This window comes from Methylacidimicrobium sp. AP8, from assembly GCF_903064525.1.
GTDB lineage: Bacteria > Verrucomicrobiota > Verrucomicrobiia > Methylacidiphilales > Methylacidiphilaceae > Methylacidimicrobium.
Genome location: NZ_LR797830.1, coordinates 87,235 through 104,182, shown reverse-complemented (window position 1 = coordinate 104,182; position 16,948 = coordinate 87,235). Strand labels below are relative to the sequence as shown.

Genomic DNA, 16,948 nt, shown 5'->3' with positions numbered 1-16,948 from the left:
GGCGGAAGCCCCTCCGGGCGACGGGGGGCGCTATTTGCGGGAACGGCTTCCCGAGGCTTGCGCCTCGGCGGCGGCTTCCTCGTCGGCCTTGAGGATCAGCTCGTCGAGCAGGGGCGCCATCGCCAGCTCCAAGCGAAGGAGGGAAGGCTTGCGCGGATCCCCTTCCCCGCAGCTCGACGTTCCGACGAAGAGGTAAAAGGCGAGCTCCTCCCGGTCCGCCTCCGGCAGGGCGCGCAGCACGCGAACGACCAGCTCCGGCCTGGCGGAGACCGCGTAGGCGGTCAGCATGGCCGCCTCCACGTCCTCGATGGCCAGTAGCTCCTTCGCCCCCGAAAGCACCGCCCGCATCGTCGCTTCCGCCTTGGGCCCCTCTTCGAGGAGCGCGGCGCGCACCCGGCGCAAGAGCGGCCGAAGCCTCTGGTCGACGAGGCCGGGATACTCCGGAAGCGGGGCCTTCCGAAGAGTGCTGCCCACGTTTTGGAACTCCGCTTCGAAGCCGGCCGCGCCCTCCGCCCCGCGGAGAGAGCTTCCCATCCCCCCGACCAGACCGGCCCAGCACACGCCGACGAACACCCACCATCTCCTGCTCATGAGACCATGCCCTCCTTCCCCGCCTCCTCCATCGCGCACCCGCCGCCGGATACCAGAGGCGATGCCACCTTATCATCCGCCGCTCCGTTCATCGTCCGAACCGCAGAAATCCCGCTCTGGACAGCTCCCTCGATGGTGGCGGGGAGACCGGTGTTTGTCCAATCTCCAGCAAGCCAAAGGTTGCGCCATTCGCTCCGGGACCCGGGTCGCCGCGCGCATTCGGCCGGGCCCAAAGAGGGAGTGCCCGCGTGCGCCCGATAGAGGAAGGAATGGAGGAGCCGAGCCTCGGCGGCTTCCGGCAGCCGCCGGCGGAGCTCTTCCATCACGCGATCGGCCACCGCCTCTCGGGAAAGCTCTTTCCAGGAGCGCGCGGCGCTGATCACCGCCGCGTAGGCATGGCCGCAAGGGGAGGCCCTCCCCAGGATCTTTTCGCGCGAAAAGAGCCAATGGACGGTCGAGTCGAGAAAGCCGACCACCGTCTCGTCCGTGAGCGGCCGATCGGTCCAGAGATAGAGATTGACGATCGTTTCCTCTCCGATCGACCGGCAGATCCTTTGGAGCCGGCTCTCCTCGGGCAGGAGGGAGCGGAGGGAATGCCACGGAAGGGCGCTCACCAGCTGATCGACCTCGCAACGCTCCCCGGACCGATCCTCGATCGCCGCCACCCGGTCGCCGGCAAATACGAGCCGGCTCACCGGCGAGCGGCAGACGAGCCTCCCCCCGCAATAACGGAGAAGCCGGGCGCACTCGACCGCCAAAAGCTCGCCGAGATTGCCGCGGCAGAGGATCAGGGCCGAGCCCTTGCGGTTCCCCAAGAGCGCCCGGCGGATGACGATCGCCAGCATGCGGGCGGACGCGCGGCGGATCTCCTGGTTGCAGGCGGCGAGGCACAGAGGCTCCCAAAGCGCTCGGACGATCCCTCGCGGCTGCCCCATCCGCCGGAGCCAGCTCTCGGCGGTTTCTTCCTCGAGAGGCTCGCGCCCAAGGATGAGCGAGCCGATCAGCCGGATGGCCGCCAGCCGGTCGCTCCAAGCAATCTCCCGATAGCCGATCAAGGCCCCCAACAGATGCCAGGGGGCGGGAAGAGGCCAAGCCGCCAGTAGGCTCGTTCCCCGGGCACTGCGAAAGGGAATCCGCAGCGGCTCGATCCAGAGCAGCTTCCGCTCCGCGCCCAGAGTGCGGAGCAACCGGAGAGTCTCCCGGTAGCACCCCATCAGCAGGTGCTGTCCGGTGTCGAGCTTCTCCCCGGTCTTGACCTCGACGAAGCTGCCCGCCCGCCCTCCGGCTTCCGCCCGCGCCTCCCGAAGCATGACCCGATCGCCCGCCAAGGTCGCCTCCACCGCCGCCGCCATCCCGGCCAGCCCGGCGCCGAGGATGACCACTTGCCGCGGCGGATTCCAGGGAAGCTGCCGGTCCCGGGCGAAAGCAAGGAGTGCGGCCGCCATTCGGAGGGCGCGCTCAAGCCTTCCCATCCGGCCCGCCCCGGAGAAAATCCGGAAATCCGCCTTGCGGATCTTATCGAGGATCGCCTTGTAGACCGCGCGCATCGCTTCGGAGGCGACCAGCTTCCTCCGATCCTCGGGATGGATCCACCGGCGCGAGCGAGCGAAGTAGTGCTCGGCCCGCAGGCATTGGAAGAGGCAGAGATCCCGCATCCGCGGACTCCACCGGCCCTGAAGGACATCCTCGAGTCCGAGCCCGAACTCGGCGAGCTCCTCTTCCGGCAGGTATACCCTGCCGGCGGCGGCATCCTTCCGGATGTCCCGCAGAATGTTGGTGAGCTGAAAGGCCATCCCCAGGTCCTCGGCGTAGCAGCGGCTCTCGGGCCTCCGGCAGCCGAAGATCTCGATGCTGACCAGTCCCACAGCACCGGCGACCCGCCGGCAGTAGACCGCAAGCTCGGCAAATGTCCGGTATCGGCTCTGCCGCAGGTCCATCTCGACGCCGTTGACCACCTCCTCGAGCAGCTCCCGGGCGACCCGGTACCGCCGAACGACCGGCGCCAGCTCCTTGCCGAGCGTGGAGCGTGGCGTTCCCCGGTATGCCCGATCGATCTCGGCCCGCCAAAACGCGATCCCCTCCTGCTTTTCGACAAGCGAGAGGGACGAGGAATCGGCCACGTCGTCCACCACCCGGCAGAACCCGTAGAAGACGGCCATTGCCTGCCGCCTCTCCCGCGGCAAGCAGAAGAACGCAGCGGCGAGATTCGATCCGCTGCGCGCCGTAAGCACGCGCCCCGTCTCCGTTTCCATGCGTCCCGTCTCTTTCCGCGCCTTCCTTATTATCGATTCCCGAGGAAATGCCGAGAACGGATTTTCCGCTCGCTTCCCATCGCGCGGGCACGGAAAAGCCGGCCGGCTCCGGTTTTCCCGCTTGACGCCGACCACCTGTCCTTTCACCAACAGCAGGAGAGATGGATCTTCTCCAATTCGCGATGCTCGCGTTCTCCTCCCTGTTCCTTTCGGTCGACCCGATCGCCGCGCTCCCCACCTTTCTGGCGTTGACCTCCCGGCACGACTTCCGGGAACAGATCCTTTCGGCACGCCTGGCCTGCGCGCTCGCCGCCGCCATCCTCTTCTTCTTTGCGCTTGCGGGCCAGGTCCTCTTCCGCTTCCTGGGCATCACTCTGCCGGCCTTTCAAATCGCCGGAGGTCTCATCCTTCTTTCGATGGCCCACGACATGCTGATGGCCCAGCGGTCGGCTATTCAGGAAAGCGGCGAAGACAAGGTCCCCGGCCCGAAGGGCGAAGACGTCGCCGTCAGTCCTCTGGCGATCCCGCTCCTTGCCGGTCCCGGCGCCATCTCGACCGTGGTCCTCTTGGCCGAGCGGGCGCGCAGCCCGATGGAAAAGGCCGTCGTTTTCCTGATCGTCGGCATCGTGCTCTCCCTCACCTACTTCCTGTTCCATTGGGCGGCCAGGGCGGGGAACGCTCTATTGGGTCCCAAGGCGTTTCGAGTGACGACCCGCCTCATGGGGCTCTTTCTGGCCGCCTTCGCCGTCCAGTTCCTCCTCAACGGCATCCGCGCCGCGATCGGGTCGAAGGGTTAGATGACCGAAGACTTGCGTTTTCCGGCGCCTCGAAAGTAATAATCAACCGATCCGCGCGGGCCTCGTGTCCGGGGCATGCGGATTTTCCAGGATTCCGATGGGCCAGATTTCCGAATTCCTCGACCGGGAATTCCGCCATTTCAACGCTGCGGCTCTCGTCGACGCCGCCCGCGCCTACCGGGCCCACCTTGCCCAGGGCGGAAAGATGCTGATCGCCTTGGGCGGGGCCATGAGCACGGCCGAGCTCGGGATCTCGCTCGCGGAGATGATCCGGCAGGATAAGATCCACGCGATCTCCTGCACCGGAGCCAACCTTGAGGAAGATCTCTTCAACCTTGTAGCCCACGATTCCTACGTCCGGGTCCCGCACTACCGGGAGCTTACCGCCGCCGACGAGGAGGCCCTCTACCGGCGCCACCTCAACCGGGTCACCGACACCTGCATCCCGGAAGAGGAAGCGATGCGCCGGATCGAGGCCGCCGTTCTCGAGGAGTGGGTGCGCGCCGATCAGCAAGGAGAACGACTCTTCCCGCATGAGTTTCTCTGGAACGTCCTCCGCTCCGGCCGACTGCAGCCGTTCTTTCAAATCGATCCGAAGGACAGCTGGCTGCTGGCCGCGATGGAGAAGGAGATCTTCCTCGTAGTTCCCGGGTGGGAAGACTCGACCCTGGGCAACATGTATGCCGGCCACTGCCTGCGCGGCAAGATCCGAGATCCCCGGACGGTCCGCGGCGGCATCGAGTACATGATGGAGCTGGCGAATTTTTATCAGCGGACCTCCGCGCGCCATTCCCTCGGCTTTTTTCAGATCGGCGGCGGAATCGCCGGCGACTTCCCCATCTGTGTGGTGCCGATGCTCCACCAGGACATGCAGGAGGAGAATGTCCCCTACTGGGGGTATTTCTGCCAGATCAGCGACTCGACGACGAGCTACGGATCCTACTCCGGAGCGGCTCCGAACGAGAAGATCACCTGGGGGAAGCTGGCCGCCTCCACCCCCAAGTTCGTGATCGAATCCGACGCCACGATCGTCGCCCCGCTCCTCTTCGCCTACGTGCTGGGGAGATAGCCCCCGGCGGTCGCTTCTCCCATGGTAGCCTCCCCCGGCAGCCACGTTCGGAAGACGGTGCTGCGGATCAACCTCTTCCAGCTCTTCAACACGGCTTCCTTCACCCTCGTCAACGGGGTTCCGATGGTTCTCTTTTTCCGCGAGCTGGGAGCCTCCGATTGGTTGCTCGGCATCGTCGCCGCTCTCGGTCCCGCGCTCAATCTGCTGCAAATTCCGGCAACCCGTTACCTGCCCCGGGTCGGCTACCGGCGGCTCGTGGTGGGAGGATGGTCGCTCCGCACCGGTTTCATCGCCGGGATGGCTCTGGTCCCATGGGTGATTCCCTGCATCGGCCGCGAAGCCGCCATGGCGGCGATGCTTCTCTTGCTCCTCGGGTACAACGCCTCCCGAGGAGCCTCCCTCTGCGGATTCCTCCCTTGGATGGCATCTCTGGTGCCGGAAGGCCTGCGGGGATGGTATCTGGCTCGGGATCTTTTTTTCTCGGCCGCCGCCAATCTGCTGATCCTGACCGGCTCCTTCCTTCTCTTTCGCGGCCATCCCTCGGCGGCGACCTTCTCCTGGACCTTCTGGGGAAGCTTCGCAGCCGGGGTCGTCAGCCTTTGGTTTCTCCGGAAAGTGCCCGACGTTCCGGTTCCGGCCGCTGACCGGGCGGATCCGATCGGCGCCCCGACATTTTCGCCAAGAACCGGGTTGCCGGCTTTCTTCGCCTTCAACGCGTTGACGGCAAGCTCTCTGGCGGCGGGAGCGGTCTTCTGGGTTCCTCTCCTGGAAGGAGCGTACCGCTGGGACCCCGCGGGCGTCTTCGGCCTCTTAGCGGCCCAGACGGGTGTGGTTCTCCTCAGCCTCGCTTTCTTGCGCAACCGGGTCGACCGGTTCGGCAGCCGTCCGGTGCTCATTGCATCGGCTTTCGCCATGATGATCTGTTTTAGCCTCTGGGCCGCGATCGCCGCGCGGCGGCTCGCCCCCGATCCGATCCCTCTAGCGATCCTGATCGTCTCCTGGGGCATCGGCTTCGCCTGTTTTCCAGTCGGAAACGTCCACCAGGCGATGCGGCTGGCTCCCGGCGAGGGTCGCAGCCGGTATTTCGCCCGCTTCAGCGTGGTCAACAGCCTGGCTTTGGGAGCGGGTCCGATCCTATGGGGAGGGGTCCTCGCCGCCTTTCCGGGAGAGAAGCGCTCGATCGGCCCTTGGGAAGTCGACGGCTACGCCGTCGTCTTCCTCTGCTTGAGCCTGCTCATAGCCGCCGGTCTCTTCTTCCTGATCCGGCTTCCGGACAGCAGGCCTCCGGTTCGCCGCCCGGGCGATGATCGGCGACTCCCTGCGCCGGCCTCTCGAACCCTGCGAAAACTCTTTTTGCTCCCTTGATTCCCGGAAAGGCGACATCCTATAAAGCTAGCATCGCCGTTTGTCGCGGGAAAAGACCGACCACATGATCTTGGCCACCTGCCGTGAAACCTTGCCGGGGGAAAACCGGGTCTCTTTTGTCCCGGAGGGAATCCCCGCCCTGAAGAAGCTGGGCTTCGAAGTCCTGCTCGAAGCGGGAGCGGGCGAGGGAGCGGGCTTTCCCGACCGGGCCTATTCCGAACGAGGGGCGCGCCTGGCCAGCCGCAACGATGTGCTCCGCCAAGCCCAAATTCTCTGTCAACTTCATGCTCCCTCCTCGTCGGACATCGAGGCGCTCACACCCGGTGCGACGGTCGTTTCTCTTCTTTACCCGTTGTCCCGCCTTCCGCTCGTTGCGGAGATGGCCCGCAAGGGATTGACGGTCTTCGCCTTGGATCTGCTTCCCCGGATCAGCCGCGCCCAGTCGATGGACGTGCTCAGCTCGCAGAGCACGGTGGCGGGCTATAGGGCCATCGTTCTGGCCGCCTCTTCGCTGCCCCGCTTCTTCCCGATGCTCATGACCCCCGCCGGGACGATCCCCCCGGCACGCGTCTTCATCATCGGAGCCGGTGTCGCCGGACTGCAGGCAATTGCGACGGCCCGGCGGCTCGGGGCCACCGTCGAAGCCCACGACGTCCGCCCGGTGGCCAAGGAGCAGGTCGAAAGCCTGGGGGCCCGATTTATCGGGCTCGAGATGGAGCGGGAAAAGGCGGAGGACACCTCGGGCTATGCCAAGGCCCAATCCGAAGAGTTTCTGCGCCGCCAGCGCGAGCTGATCGCCGCGCAATGCCAAAAGGCCGACGTCGTCGTCACCACCGCCCTCATTCCGGGGAAGCGCGCTCCCCTCCTCATTTCCAAGGAAGCCGTAGAGGGGATGCGGCCCGGGTCGGTGATCGTCGACCTAGCCGCGGAGCAGGGCGGCAACTGCGAGCTGACGGAGCCGGGCCAAACCGTCGTTCGCTCCGGAGTCATCGTGCACGGCCCCCTCCATCCGGCCTCGGCGCTGGCACCGCAGGCGAGCCTCTTCTATGCGAAGAACCTCCAAGCCTTTCTCTCCCTCCTGGTGAAGAACGGGGCGATGGAGATCGACCTCGAGGATCCCATCTTCCAGCAGACGTTAGTCTGCCGGGACGGGAAGATCGTCCACGAAGCCGTTCGCCAGGCGAGCGAGGCCGTCCGGCAGCCGGCGGCGGCCGGATAAATAACCTAGCGGCCCTCCGGGCGATCTTCAGGGGATCAGGACGATCTTGCCCAAGGCTCCCGGCTCCATCACCCGCCGGTGCGCCACGGGCGCCTGCGCTAGCGGCAGCTCCTCGCGCACGATCGGCCGAAGCGTTCCGTTGGCCAGCCCGGCTTCGACGGCCGAGCGCGCGGTGGCGATCTCCTCGTCCGAGGCGCGAAAGAGGGAAACCCCGAGAACGCGAGCCTCCCGGGAGAGGATGGCGCGGGGATCGATCTCGACAGAGCCCCGGGAACCGATCACGACGGCCCGCCCCCCCACCGCAAGGAGATCCAGATCGCGGCCGAGGTTGACGTTGGCCAGCATTTCCAAGAGAACCGCGACCCCTGCTCCTCCGGTCCAGGCGAGCACCTCCGCTCCGTGCGCTTCCGAGCAGTGGTCGACGACCAGCTCGGCTCCTTGCTTCCTCGCGAGCCGGCGCCCCTCCTCGGTCCCCGCCGATGCTGCAACCCGGCAGCCGGCGGCGACGGCCAACTGGATCGCGGCCAGGCCCACGGCACCGCTCCCCCCGTGGATGAAGACCGTCTCGGACGGCATCGCCTCGGCCTTTTGAAAGAGAGCCCGGTAGGCGGTCACATAGGGAACGTAGACTCCCGCACCCTGGGCGAAGGAGATCGACTCGGGAAGAAGCCCGGCTTGCTTTTCGGCGCAGAGCGCCCACTCCGCGTAGGTCCCGGTGATGCTGCCCCCGACATAGACCCGCTCGCCCGCCTTTCGGATCGACACGCCTTCTCCCACCCTCTCGATCACGCCGGCGGCATCCAGCCCGGGAGTATAGGGAAGAGGCGGCAGCGACCCATAACGGCCCGCACGGATATAGGCGTCGATCGGGTTCACCCCGGCGGCCCGGATGCGAAGCAGCAGCTGGCCCGGTCCCGGCTCCGGATCCGGCACCTCCTCGCACCGCATCACCTCCGGATCGCCAAATTCATGCACACGAATGGCCTTCATCTCCTTTGCCTTCCGTTGAGCGCACCGGCTCCTCCGGCCGGGGTTTTCCCTCCGCCGCTACTTCCGCTCCCGCAGCCTAGGGCGGAAGCCCCGGATATGGTCGAGGCATTCGGCGATCGCCGGTCCCAGGAGCTCGAGGCAGTCGCGGACGGCCGACGGTCGACCCGGCAGATTGACGATCAAGCAGCGGCCGCGAATGCCCGCGGTCGCCCGAGAGAGAATCGCCGTCGGGACCCGGGCGAACGAGCGAGACCGCATGATCTCGCCGAATCCCGGCAGCTCCTTTTGCAGCACCCGCCGTGTCGCCTCCGGCGTCACGTCGCGGGGAGCCGGGCCGGTGCCCCCCGTGGTCAGGGCCAGCGCGCACTCTTCCCGGTCCGCAAGGCGACGAAGCGCCTCGACGATCGCGTCCTCCTCGTCCGGAAGCAGGATCCGCACGAATTCGATCGGCTCGGCGAAGATCTCCTCGACCATCCGCTCGATCTCGGGGCCGCTCCGATCCTCGTAGACCCCCGCATGGGCCCGATCGCTCAAGGTAACCCGCCCGACCTTCATGATTCCTCTTTGCCCGCCACCGGCTCCTTCTCTTTTTCCAAGAGCCGCACCCCCTCGATCGACATCCCCTTGTCGACCGCCTTGCACATGTCGTACAGAGTCAAAGCCGCCACGGCGACCGCCGTCAGCGCCTCCATTTCCACCCCGGTCTTTCCCACGGTTTCCGCAGCCGCCACGATCCGGATTCGATCCGTCTCGGGCACCAGCCGCACTTCCACGTGATGGAGGGGGAGCGGATGGCAGAGAGGGATCAGTTCCGCCGTCTTCTTCGCGCCGAGGACCCCGGCGACCTGAGCGACGGTGAGGACGTCCCCCTTGGGCAGCGCCTGCGCACGGAGCCTTTCGACCGTTTCCGGAGCCAGCCGCAGGAATCCCTCGGCCATCGCCCTGCGCCTCTGGTCGGCCTTCTCGGTCACCCGGACCATCCGGGCCCGCCCGGAATCGTCAAGGTGAGAGAAGGACGGGGAGGAAGAGGATGAAGCGGGAGTCATGCGAAGGGGAGAAAGGAGAGGAGCTCCTTGGCCGCGAACGGTCCGCGGCCTCTCGGCAGCCGGACGAACCCCTGCGCGCGCGCCAGAGTCGTCACGGAAGCCGAGCCGGTCCACGGGAGGGGCTCCAGCCAGACCCCGCCCTCTCGAATCGCCGTCCTCACCGGCCAGAAGGTCTCGCGGACCAGAGGGCCGGCGGCAAGATCGACGTTCAAGCGCCCGGTCTGCCAGGGAATGGAAAAAGGCATGCCGCAAAGGGCCTCGAGGAGCGGCTTCACGAAGAGCCAGAAAAGTGCGAGATGGGCGCCCGGGTTGCCGGGCAGGCCCAGCACCAGCGTTGTTTCCCGCGAGGCGCACAAGAACGGCTTGCCCGGCCGAATCGCGAGCCCCTGAACATGGATCGTGCACCCCAATGCCGACAGGGTCCGGGGCACGAGGTCGGTCTCCCCCGGCCCCAGCCCTCCGGAAAGAACGAGAACGTCAACCTCGGGGATCCACTCTTCGACCGCCCGCTCCATCTCCTCCCGCTCGTCCGGCACCCACCGTTGTCCGACCAGATCGAAGCCCCCAGCTTCGCAGAGAGCGGCTATCATCGGACCGTCGACGTCGTGGATCCGCCCCGCCGGAAGAAGCTCGCCCGCGGGAGCCAGCTCATCCCCGGAAAGCAGATGGGCTACGCGTACCCGCCGGAAAACCGAGGCCTCGCTTCTCCCTAAGGCCGCCAGGAGGGCGATCTGCCCCGCCCCGAGCCGGTTCCCCGGGCTGAGCAGGAGCTGGCCCGGCTGCGCATCCTCTCCACTCCTCTGGATGTTAGTGGGTCCGAGAGGCGAGAGCACGCGGATCCCTTCGGCGGCACGCTCGACATATTCCTGCATCACGACGTGCGTGGCGCCCTCCGGAACGACCGCGCCCGTCAGGACGCGCACGGCCGAGCCCGGCGGCAACGTTCCGGGAAAGGGCCGTCCCGCTTCCGAAGCCCCGCAAACGGGGAGCGGGCCGGGCAGATCCTCGGCGCGCACCGCATATCCGTCCACCAGCGAGCGGGAAAATGGGGGAAGCGGGCTCTCCGCCCGGATCTCCTCGGCCAGCACTCTTCCGTAGAGGCGTCTCAAGGGGACCCGTTCCGATCCGACCGGTTTCGCCAAGCTTCCCAGGACGCGCCATCCCTCGTCCGCCGTCACCATCGCTCTTGAAGAAGAGCTTCCGTTTCCGCCGGAGGCAAGCGGAAACGGTGGGAGGAGGTCCGTCCCCGCGCCCCTTGCAGCTCCCCGCCGGAACGCTTATGCTTCGCCCATGGACGACAAGAAGAACAATTCCGCCCGATGGGTAGTGTTCGAAGCGCGCCTCCGCGAGCTGCGGAGGTTTCTTTGACGCCGATCGCCTGCTTGCGGAACGGAAGCAGCTCGAGGAGCGCATGGCTTCCCTCGGATTCTGGGCCGACCGGCAAGAAGCGGAAAAGACGATCGCCCGCAGCAAGGAAGTCCGAGCGCGGCTGCAGGATCTAGCCGCTCTCGAGCGGCGGATGGCGGACCTCCGTGCGCTCGAGGAGCTCCTGGCCGAGAATCCCGATCCATCGCTCCAGGATGAGCTGGATCGTGAGATCTCCGAAACGGAGTCCTTCTTCGCTGAAGCGGAGCTTCGGCTCCTGCTGGCCGACCCGCTCGACGCCAAAAACGCGATCCTGGGCATCCACGCGGGAGCCGGAGGGACCGAGGCCTGCGATTGGGCTGCGATGCTGCTTCGTATGTACCAGCGCTATGCCGAGCGCCACGGCTTTCAGTTCGAAATCCTCGATCTTCTCGCCGGGGAGGAGGCCGGGGTGAAGGCGGCCACGGCCTTGATCGCCGGCTCCTATGCGTACGGATATCTCAAAGGCGAGCGGGGGGTTCATCGCTTGGTTCGGATCTCTCCCTTCAACGCTCAGGGAAAGCGGCAGACCAGCTTTGCTTCGGTCGACGTCGTCGCCGAGGTCGATGACGAAGTCACGATCGAGATCTCCCCCTCCGATTTGCGCATCGATGTCTTCCGATCGGGCGGCCATGGCGGGCAGGGGGTCAACACGACCGATTCCGCCGTGCGGATCACCCATCTGCCTTCCGGGATCGTCGTCACCTGCCAGAACCAGCGCTCCCAGCTCCAAAACCGCGCCACGGCCCTCCGCGTCCTCCGCTCCCGCCTCTACGAGATCGAGCTCGACCGAAGGAGGGCGGAGCAGGAGCGGATTTACGGGGAGAAGGGAGAAATCGGATGGGGCCGCCAGATCCGCTCCTATGTGCTCCAGCCCTACCAGCTGGTGCGCGATCTGCGCACCGGCGAGGAGACTTCCGATGTGCAAGGGGTGCTCGATGGGGAGATCGATTCCTTCCTCTCCGCTTTTCTCCAGGGCAAGCGGCGCTCCTCCGCGGCGGAGGAAGAGCCTTAGCCGGCATCGCGTGGGGTGATCGTGCTCCGGTTCCTGCGCGTCGAACACCTGCCTCTGATCGGCTGCCTCGAATGGGAGCTTGGTCCCGGCTTCACGGTCGTCACGGGCGAGACGGGCGCCGGCAAGTCCCTCTTGATCGGGGCCTTGGGCTTTCTCCTGGGGAACCGGCCGGACCGCTCCTTCTTTCCGGGCGGCGGCAAAGCCTGCTCGGTCGAAGGGGAATTCCACCTCGAGGAGGCGGCGGCAGCGGCCTTGAACCCGGTCCTGGAATCGAGCGGCGCCCAGCCCTGCGAGGAAGGGGTTCTGCTGGTAAGACGAGTTCTTTCGCCTTCCGGCTCCGGCCGGCAGTTCCTCAACGGCTGCGCGGCCACGACCGCCGTCCTGCGGCAGGTCGGCGACCTCCTTCTCGACCTGCACGGCCCCCATGAGCACCAGTCCCTCCTCCGGCGTAGCACCCAGCTCTCTCTTCTCGACGCCTTCGGCGGCTTGGAGGAGCTGGTCGGTCGCGTAGAGGAGGCCTACGACCGGCTCGAAGAGGCCAGAAGCCAAGAAAGGATTCTCTCCGATCCGGAACGGGAACGCGCCCGTCGTCTGCGCCGGAACGCGGTTCAGGAGATCGGGCAAGCGGCCATCCGGCTCGAAGAAGAGGAAGAGATCCTCCGGGAGCTTGAGCTTTCGCGGCACGGCTGGAAGCTGCTCGAGACGGTCGGTGAGGTCGACGCACTCCTATTCGGCGAGCAGGGCGCCCTCGAGCGCGTCGCGCGCGCCCGGCGTGTGCTCGCCGGCTGGGCGAGCCTCGACGGCCCCGGTGCCGCGAAAGCCGAGGAGCTTCTGGAAGCCTCGGCCGTCGGTCTCCGGGAGCTCGAGGCTCTGCTGATCGACTACCGGGAACGGCTCGAGGTCGACCCGGAACGGCTCAACGCCCTGGAAGCACGGCGGAGCCTCCTGGAAAGCTTGAAGCGGAAGTACGGCCCCTCCCTCTCCGACGTCCTCCGCACGCTGCAAACCGCCGAACGGGAACTGGCCGAGGAAGAGGAGGAGCTGCGGCGGCGCCGGGAGCTCGCCGAAATACGGCCCGAGCTCGAGCGCCGCTTCGGAGAAGCCCAGCGGCGGCTCAGCGAAGAGCGGAGGCGCGTGGGCGAGCAGCTCGCCCGGGCGGTCTCCCGCGAGTTGGCCGAGCTCGGATTTCCGCGCGCGGACTTCCGGATCGCCTGGATCCCCCGTCCGCAACCGGGCAGAAAAGGCGCGGAGGAAGCGGAGTTTCTCTTCGCCGCCAATCCCGGACAGCCGCCTCTCCCTCTCCGGGAGATTGCATCGAGCGGGGAGACGGCCCGCCTCATGCTTGCCGTCAAGACGGTCCTCGCGGCGGTCGACCGGGTTCCGATCCTCGTTTTCGACGAGATCGACTCGAACGTGGCAGGCGAAACCGCTTGGAAGGTAGGCAGCCATCTGCGCAACCTGGGAACGCACCATCAAGTCATCTGCGTCACCCACCTCGCCCCGGTCGCCGCTCAAGGCGATCGCCATTTTTGCGTCCGCAAAGAACAGTCCGAAACCGAAACCCGGATCCGGCTCGAGCGCCTCGACGAGTCGCGAAGGAGGGAGGAGCTGGCGCGCATGCTGGGAGGAAAGAGCGAGGAATCGCTGGCGCTGGCCGACCGCATGCTTTCGGCAGCTCCGCGAGCGGGATCCCCCGGAAAGGCGGGGTGACCCGAGAGCCTACATCGGAACCCGGAAGAGGAAGCCGAGCCCGTAGGTCGCGATCGCCTCCAGAACGCCGACCATGGTCATCTCGAGCCCGGAAGACCACCAGGATCGGGTCGTGATCAAGGACTTGGCGGCGCCGACGAGGAAATGGGCCGCCAGGCTGATCCCGAAGGAGAGCGAAATCGCCTGGACGCCGCCCAAAAAGAAAAACGGAAGGAGAGGAACCAAGGCGCCGATCCCCGTGGAAATCGATGCGGATAGGCAAGCGGTCAACGGGCGGGGGAACGACTCTTCGGCAAGCCCGAGCTCCGAGCGGGACATCACCGCCAGAAACTGCTCCGGGCGGGAAAAAAGCTTTTCCGACATCGCCCGCGCCTCCTCGCGGTCGAATCCTTGGAGCTCATAAAAGAGCGCCATCTCTTGTTTTTCTTCCTCGGGGTTTTGCGCCACCTCCTCGGCTTCCCGGGCCATCTCCGCCTCGTAGACTTCCCGCTCGCTCTTGGCGGCCAGATAGGCGCCCGCTCCCATGGACAGCGCCGACGCGAGCATGCCCGCCAACCCGGAGAGAAGCACATAGTGGGTCTGGTTCTCGGTGGCGCTTGCGACCCCGGATACGATGCCGAAGACCGCGCCCAGGCCGTCGTTCACGCCGTAGATCGCATCGGCCACCCATCCGCCGCCGCGCTTATGCCAACGCTCCCGGGCGAGAATCTTTCCCGCGACGCTCTTCGGGGGATTGGCCCCTCCGAGCGCCTGCAAGACTTGGGCATGAGAGCGCTCTTCGGCCGCCATCTCCCGGAAGGCGGCGTCGAGCGCCTGGGGGATCAATCCCTCCTTCCGCCGCCTCAGATACTCCTGCTCTTGCCGATCTTCGGCTCTTTCCAGCTTCCCGATGATCAGGGCCGGACCGACCGCCCGCCGCCACCAGCGCCGCCACCAGCGCCGCCAGCCGCCCGGCAGGCTCGGAGGGGGAACTCCCCGCGCCCGCAACTCCTCCTCCCATCGAGCCGCATGTCTCTCCTCGGTCTCCGCCAAGCGCAGGAAGATCTCCCGACGGCGGTCGACGGGCTCGGCTTCGGCCAGATCCCGATAGGCCTCCGCGCTCCTCTTCTCGGCGAGCCAGTATTTCCGCAGCAGGGCGGCGTCGTCCCGCTTTCCGCTCTTCACGGACCGTATCCTAGTCGACCGAATTCCCGCGGTAGCATGCCCAATTCGCGATAGGCCTGCACCTGCCACGGAGTCATCAAGGAAGGCCGGGAAAACCACATGCGCGCCCAATCCCTATCCTTGAACTCGGCCTTTTCGTATTGTGCGAACACCAGGGCGATCGTCCGCTTTTCCGCATCGGTGAGCCGGAAGCGATCCGGAATGCGATAAGGCAGATCGTCGAGGAAGAGAAACCGGGCGTCGGTCGCCGTCGTCTCGAAGACCAGAACTCCGCAGCTCGATTCGGTCACCAGCTCGATCTCCACGATCGTCCTTCCCGGCGCGTCCGGAACGGCTCCGCTCCCGATCAGGTCGTAGGTAAGCTCGGCGCGCAAGCGCCGGGCGATCTCCTGCTGCGCCTTTACCGGCAGCTGCTGCAAGTAGCGCGCCAACCGGGGCGTCGTGTTGGGCAAAAGAACGGGCGACTCATCGGCTAGGGCTTGCCGGCAGAAGACCGATAAGAGGGCGGCGACGACGATCCAGGCTCTCATGGGGTTCACCTCCATCCTTCTCCGGGCTGCGCGTCACGCGAAAAAAAACCAAATCGAGCCCGAGCCGGCTCTCGAAATACTCCTTCCACTTCCGCAGAGACCAGCTCGGCACAAAAAGATGGTTCTGCGCCCAGTTCGCATAGATCTCGAAATCGGGATAGTTGCTGATTTTTCTGCCGAGGATTCCCGCCTGGCCCGCAATGGTCAGCGAATGGGGCGAAAGGATGATGTCGCCCGGACGCAATTGGCGCATGTCCGCAATCCGCTTTCCATTTCCTTCCAGCCAGTGCTCAAGATCCGAGAGATAGGGGCTGACCGGCGGGGCGCCGAGAACCCGGTTCAACACGAAGGCAACGGCCGCCGCGCCGGAAAAGGTGCCGCCCCCCGGAAGACTTCCCGTATCCATGCCCGCGCTGTAGATCGCTTCCCGGTAGATGCGCATGCCCAAATCCCGATCCCGTGCCGCTCGCTCCTCCTCGTCCGTTTCCGGAAGCTGGGCTCCGGGAATGGCAGGTGGAGGGCGCTCCGGTAGGAAGTAGGCGTGGACCGCCGGCGTGCCGATGGCCAAAAACCAGAAGCAGGCCTTCAGGATACGTGGCCAAGGGAGGAGTGGCTGCAGCATAAACGGCCTTCCACCATACGAGATCGCCCCACCGACCGCAACCGGAAGGGAGTTTTTACCACCCGAAAAGAGGTTCCTCCGGAACGATCCGCCTGGCCACCGCTTCCAAGGCGGGGAGGGAGACCTCCGGCGGCTCGGGCAGAGGGAGAACCTCGATCCTTCCAAGAAGAGAGGCACGCCCGATCACGCGAAGTCGCGGAGCCAAGATCCGCCCGGCGCGGAGGATGCCTCCGTCCCTCACCTCCAAGCTGCACAGCGCCACGATCCGATCGCTTTCCAGCCGACCGGCCACCCGCAGGACGCAGGTGACGATAGCGGCCGCGGAGGCGCTCGACCGGGAGCAGACCTCCACGTCCGGGGCGACGACCCCTCCCTTGACATCTCCTTCTTTCCGAAACTGCACGGCCGCGCTCCCCCGCACCTCCGCCACGATCCGGCCGCTGATCCGCACTTGGCGCGCCTCCACTCGCGGCCCACGATAGTCGCAGCCCGGATGGAATTCGACATCCCCGAGAGTCTTCAGCGGCTCTCTGGCCCTCCCGTGCACTTGGTAATCGACCAAGTTCAGGTCGCTCCCGCAGGCGATGCATCCCGATGAGCGGGCGGACGCGTAGACCCATTGGCCCGCCCCGCAAAACGGGCAGCGGACGAACCGGTCCCGCGCGGGCCGACCTTTGCGCTCGAAGCCGCTCTCCCGCTTCGGCACGAGGGAAATGTATTCCTGGCACCGGCGGCAGATCGTCGAGAGGGCCGCAGGCGCCTCCCACTGCTCCCCACCGCAATGCGGGCAGCGGATCTTCTTCCGATCCCTCGGGCCGTTCCCGCAGGTCATGCGACCTTCGCTTCCCGATACCGCTTCCATTCTTCAATGCCCTGAGGGCCGACAAAGCAGATGCCCTGCACCCGGGCACCCGGCTCGACGTCGATGCTGCCGGCAACCACCACCCCCTGCACTTCGGCCGACCCGGCCACGACGAGCCGCCCGCCCACCACCAGAGTGCCGGAAAACTTCCCTCCGACCCAGCCGTCCCGCTGGGTGAAAAGCTCGCCCTGGAGCTCGCAACCGGGCATCAGGCTGACCTTCTCTTCGCCGTCCGAGCCCGCAAACCGGTTCGCTGCGTTGCTTGGAAACAGATTCGGAAACAAATTTTCCCCGCTCCGTAGGGCAAATGCG

Annotated in this window: 16 protein-coding genes and 1 pseudogene; 6 read left to right on the top strand and 11 right to left on the bottom strand. The window is 66.3% G+C overall.

Annotation, left to right across the window (positions count from 1 at the left end):
- Window positions 1-30 precede the first annotated feature (30 nt).
- On the bottom strand, window positions 31-591 hold the full coding sequence (locus tag MTHMO_RS00455; protein WP_202213040.1) for a hypothetical protein: 561 nt from the start codon (window positions 589-591) through the stop codon (window positions 31-33).
- Window positions 588-2,843 carry a hydroxysqualene dehydroxylase HpnE gene (gene hpnE, locus MTHMO_RS00450; RefSeq protein WP_202213039.1) on the bottom strand — a complete coding sequence of 752 codons (2,256 nt, stop codon included), beginning with the start codon at window positions 2,841-2,843 and terminating at the stop codon, window positions 588-590. The genes MTHMO_RS00455 and hpnE overlap by 4 nt, the downstream gene beginning before the upstream one ends.
- Window positions 2,844-3,004: 161 nt before the next feature.
- Between hpnE and MTHMO_RS00445 the strand changes: the two genes are divergently transcribed.
- The 4 genes from MTHMO_RS00445 (at window position 3,005) to MTHMO_RS00430 (ending at window position 7,293) form a co-directional block, all read left to right on the top strand.
- Window positions 3,005-3,640, top strand: a complete 636-nt coding sequence (locus MTHMO_RS00445; protein WP_202213038.1) for a MarC family protein — start codon at window positions 3,005-3,007, stop codon at window positions 3,638-3,640.
- A gap of 97 nt (window positions 3,641-3,737) precedes the next feature.
- Window positions 3,738-4,709, top strand: coding sequence for a deoxyhypusine synthase family protein (locus tag MTHMO_RS00440; RefSeq protein ID WP_202213037.1), 972 nt, complete (start codon window positions 3,738-3,740; stop codon window positions 4,707-4,709).
- 21 nt (window positions 4,710-4,730) lie between these two features.
- Window positions 4,731-6,074: an MFS transporter gene (locus MTHMO_RS00435; RefSeq protein WP_202213036.1), complete on the top strand. Its 1,344-nt coding sequence runs from the start codon at window positions 4,731-4,733 to the stop codon at window positions 6,072-6,074.
- 64 nt (window positions 6,075-6,138) lie between these two features.
- The gene (locus MTHMO_RS00430; RefSeq protein ID WP_202213035.1) at window positions 6,139-7,293 is read left to right on the top strand and encodes a Re/Si-specific NAD(P)(+) transhydrogenase subunit alpha; all 1,155 of its coding nucleotides are present in this window, start codon (window positions 6,139-6,141) and stop codon (window positions 7,291-7,293) included.
- Between the two features lie 27 nt (window positions 7,294-7,320).
- Here MTHMO_RS00430 and MTHMO_RS00425 read toward each other — a convergent pair whose 3' ends face one another.
- The 4 genes from MTHMO_RS00425 to MTHMO_RS00410 are packed head-to-tail and all read right to left on the bottom strand — an operon-like array spanning window position 7,321 to window position 10,510.
- Complete coding sequence (locus tag MTHMO_RS00425; RefSeq protein ID WP_202213033.1) at window positions 7,321-8,283, bottom strand: NADPH:quinone reductase; 963 nt, start codon at window positions 8,281-8,283, stop codon at window positions 7,321-7,323.
- A gap of 57 nt (window positions 8,284-8,340) precedes the next feature.
- Window positions 8,341-8,838 carry a molybdopterin adenylyltransferase gene (mog, locus tag MTHMO_RS00420; RefSeq protein ID WP_202213032.1) on the bottom strand — a complete coding sequence of 166 codons (498 nt, stop codon included), beginning with the start codon at window positions 8,836-8,838 and terminating at the stop codon, window positions 8,341-8,343.
- Window positions 8,835-9,329 carry a cyclic pyranopterin monophosphate synthase MoaC gene (moaC, locus tag MTHMO_RS00415; RefSeq protein WP_202213031.1) on the bottom strand — a complete coding sequence of 165 codons (495 nt, stop codon included), beginning with the start codon at window positions 9,327-9,329 and terminating at the stop codon, window positions 8,835-8,837. The genes mog and moaC overlap by 4 nt, the downstream gene beginning before the upstream one ends.
- Window positions 9,326-10,510, bottom strand: coding sequence for a molybdopterin molybdotransferase MoeA (locus MTHMO_RS00410; protein ID WP_202213030.1), 1,185 nt, complete (start codon window positions 10,508-10,510; stop codon window positions 9,326-9,328). The genes moaC and MTHMO_RS00410 overlap by 4 nt, the downstream gene beginning before the upstream one ends.
- A gap of 152 nt (window positions 10,511-10,662) precedes the next feature.
- Between MTHMO_RS00410 and prfB the strand changes: the two are divergent.
- Together prfB and recN are read left to right on the top strand one after the other, a co-directional pair.
- Window positions 10,663-11,748, top strand: a pseudogene (gene prfB, locus MTHMO_RS00405) (peptide chain release factor 2); the annotation flags it as partial.
- Between the two features lie 15 nt (window positions 11,749-11,763).
- The gene (gene recN, locus MTHMO_RS00400; protein WP_202213029.1) at window positions 11,764-13,458 is read left to right on the top strand and encodes a DNA repair protein RecN; all 1,695 of its coding nucleotides are present in this window, start codon (window positions 11,764-11,766) and stop codon (window positions 13,456-13,458) included.
- A gap of 9 nt (window positions 13,459-13,467) precedes the next feature.
- Here the strand turns inward: recN and MTHMO_RS00395 are convergent, their stop codons facing one another.
- Genes MTHMO_RS00395 through MTHMO_RS00375 form a run of 5 tightly spaced genes read right to left on the bottom strand, consistent with a single transcriptional unit; the run spans window position 13,468 to window position 16,920 of the window.
- A complete protein-coding gene (locus tag MTHMO_RS00395; RefSeq protein ID WP_202213028.1) occupies window positions 13,468-14,622 on the bottom strand; it encodes a VIT1/CCC1 transporter family protein in 1,155 nt (384 codons plus the stop codon).
- Entirely contained in the window at window positions 14,619-15,152 is a 534-nt protein-coding gene (locus MTHMO_RS00390; protein ID WP_202213027.1) for a hypothetical protein, read from the bottom strand. Before MTHMO_RS00390 ends, MTHMO_RS00395 begins: the two co-directional genes overlap by 4 nt.
- Window positions 15,088-15,774, bottom strand: coding sequence for a hypothetical protein (locus MTHMO_RS00385; RefSeq protein ID WP_202213026.1), 687 nt, complete (start codon window positions 15,772-15,774; stop codon window positions 15,088-15,090). The genes MTHMO_RS00390 and MTHMO_RS00385 overlap by 65 nt, the downstream gene beginning before the upstream one ends.
- A gap of 55 nt (window positions 15,775-15,829) precedes the next feature.
- Window positions 15,830-16,606 (bottom strand): polymer-forming cytoskeletal protein, encoded by a 777-nt coding sequence (locus tag MTHMO_RS00380; protein WP_202213025.1) that lies wholly within the window; start codon window positions 16,604-16,606, stop codon window positions 15,830-15,832.
- On the bottom strand, window positions 16,603-16,920 hold the full coding sequence (locus tag MTHMO_RS00375) for a polymer-forming cytoskeletal protein (RefSeq protein WP_202213024.1): 318 nt from the start codon (window positions 16,918-16,920) through the stop codon (window positions 16,603-16,605). The genes MTHMO_RS00380 and MTHMO_RS00375 overlap by 4 nt, the downstream gene beginning before the upstream one ends.
- Window positions 16,921-16,948 lie beyond the last annotated feature (28 nt).

Excerpts from the sequence above, each read along its gene's own strand:
- MTHMO_RS00455 (WP_202213040.1), bottom strand. The coding sequence starts at position 591 with ATGAGCAGGAGATGGTGGGTGTTCGTCGGCGTGTGCTGGGCCGGTCTG.
- hpnE (WP_202213039.1), bottom strand. The coding sequence starts at position 2,843 with ATGGAAACGGAGACGGGGCGCGTGCTTACGGCGCGCAGCGGATCGAAT.
- MTHMO_RS00445 (WP_202213038.1), top strand. The coding sequence starts at position 3,005 with ATGGATCTTCTCCAATTCGCGATGCTCGCGTTCTCCTCCCTGTTCCTT.
- MTHMO_RS00440 (WP_202213037.1), top strand. The coding sequence starts at position 3,738 with ATGGGCCAGATTTCCGAATTCCTCGACCGGGAATTCCGCCATTTCAAC.
- MTHMO_RS00435 (WP_202213036.1), top strand. The coding sequence starts at position 4,731 with ATGGTAGCCTCCCCCGGCAGCCACGTTCGGAAGACGGTGCTGCGGATC.
- MTHMO_RS00430 (WP_202213035.1), top strand. The coding sequence starts at position 6,139 with ATGATCTTGGCCACCTGCCGTGAAACCTTGCCGGGGGAAAACCGGGTC.
- MTHMO_RS00425 (WP_202213033.1), bottom strand. The coding sequence starts at position 8,283 with ATGAAGGCCATTCGTGTGCATGAATTTGGCGATCCGGAGGTGATGCGG.
- mog (WP_202213032.1), bottom strand. The coding sequence starts at position 8,838 with ATGAAGGTCGGGCGGGTTACCTTGAGCGATCGGGCCCATGCGGGGGTC.
- moaC (WP_202213031.1), bottom strand. The coding sequence starts at position 9,329 with ATGACTCCCGCTTCATCCTCTTCCTCCCCGTCCTTCTCTCACCTTGAC.
- MTHMO_RS00410 (WP_202213030.1), bottom strand. The coding sequence starts at position 10,510 with ATGGTGACGGCGGACGAGGGATGGCGCGTCCTGGGAAGCTTGGCGAAA.
- MTHMO_RS00390 (WP_202213027.1), bottom strand. The coding sequence starts at position 15,152 with ATGAGAGCCTGGATCGTCGTCGCCGCCCTCTTATCGGTCTTCTGCCGG.
- MTHMO_RS00385 (WP_202213026.1), bottom strand. The coding sequence starts at position 15,774 with ATGCTGCAGCCACTCCTCCCTTGGCCACGTATCCTGAAGGCCTGCTTC.
- MTHMO_RS00380 (WP_202213025.1), bottom strand. The coding sequence starts at position 16,606 with ATGACCTGCGGGAACGGCCCGAGGGATCGGAAGAAGATCCGCTGCCCG.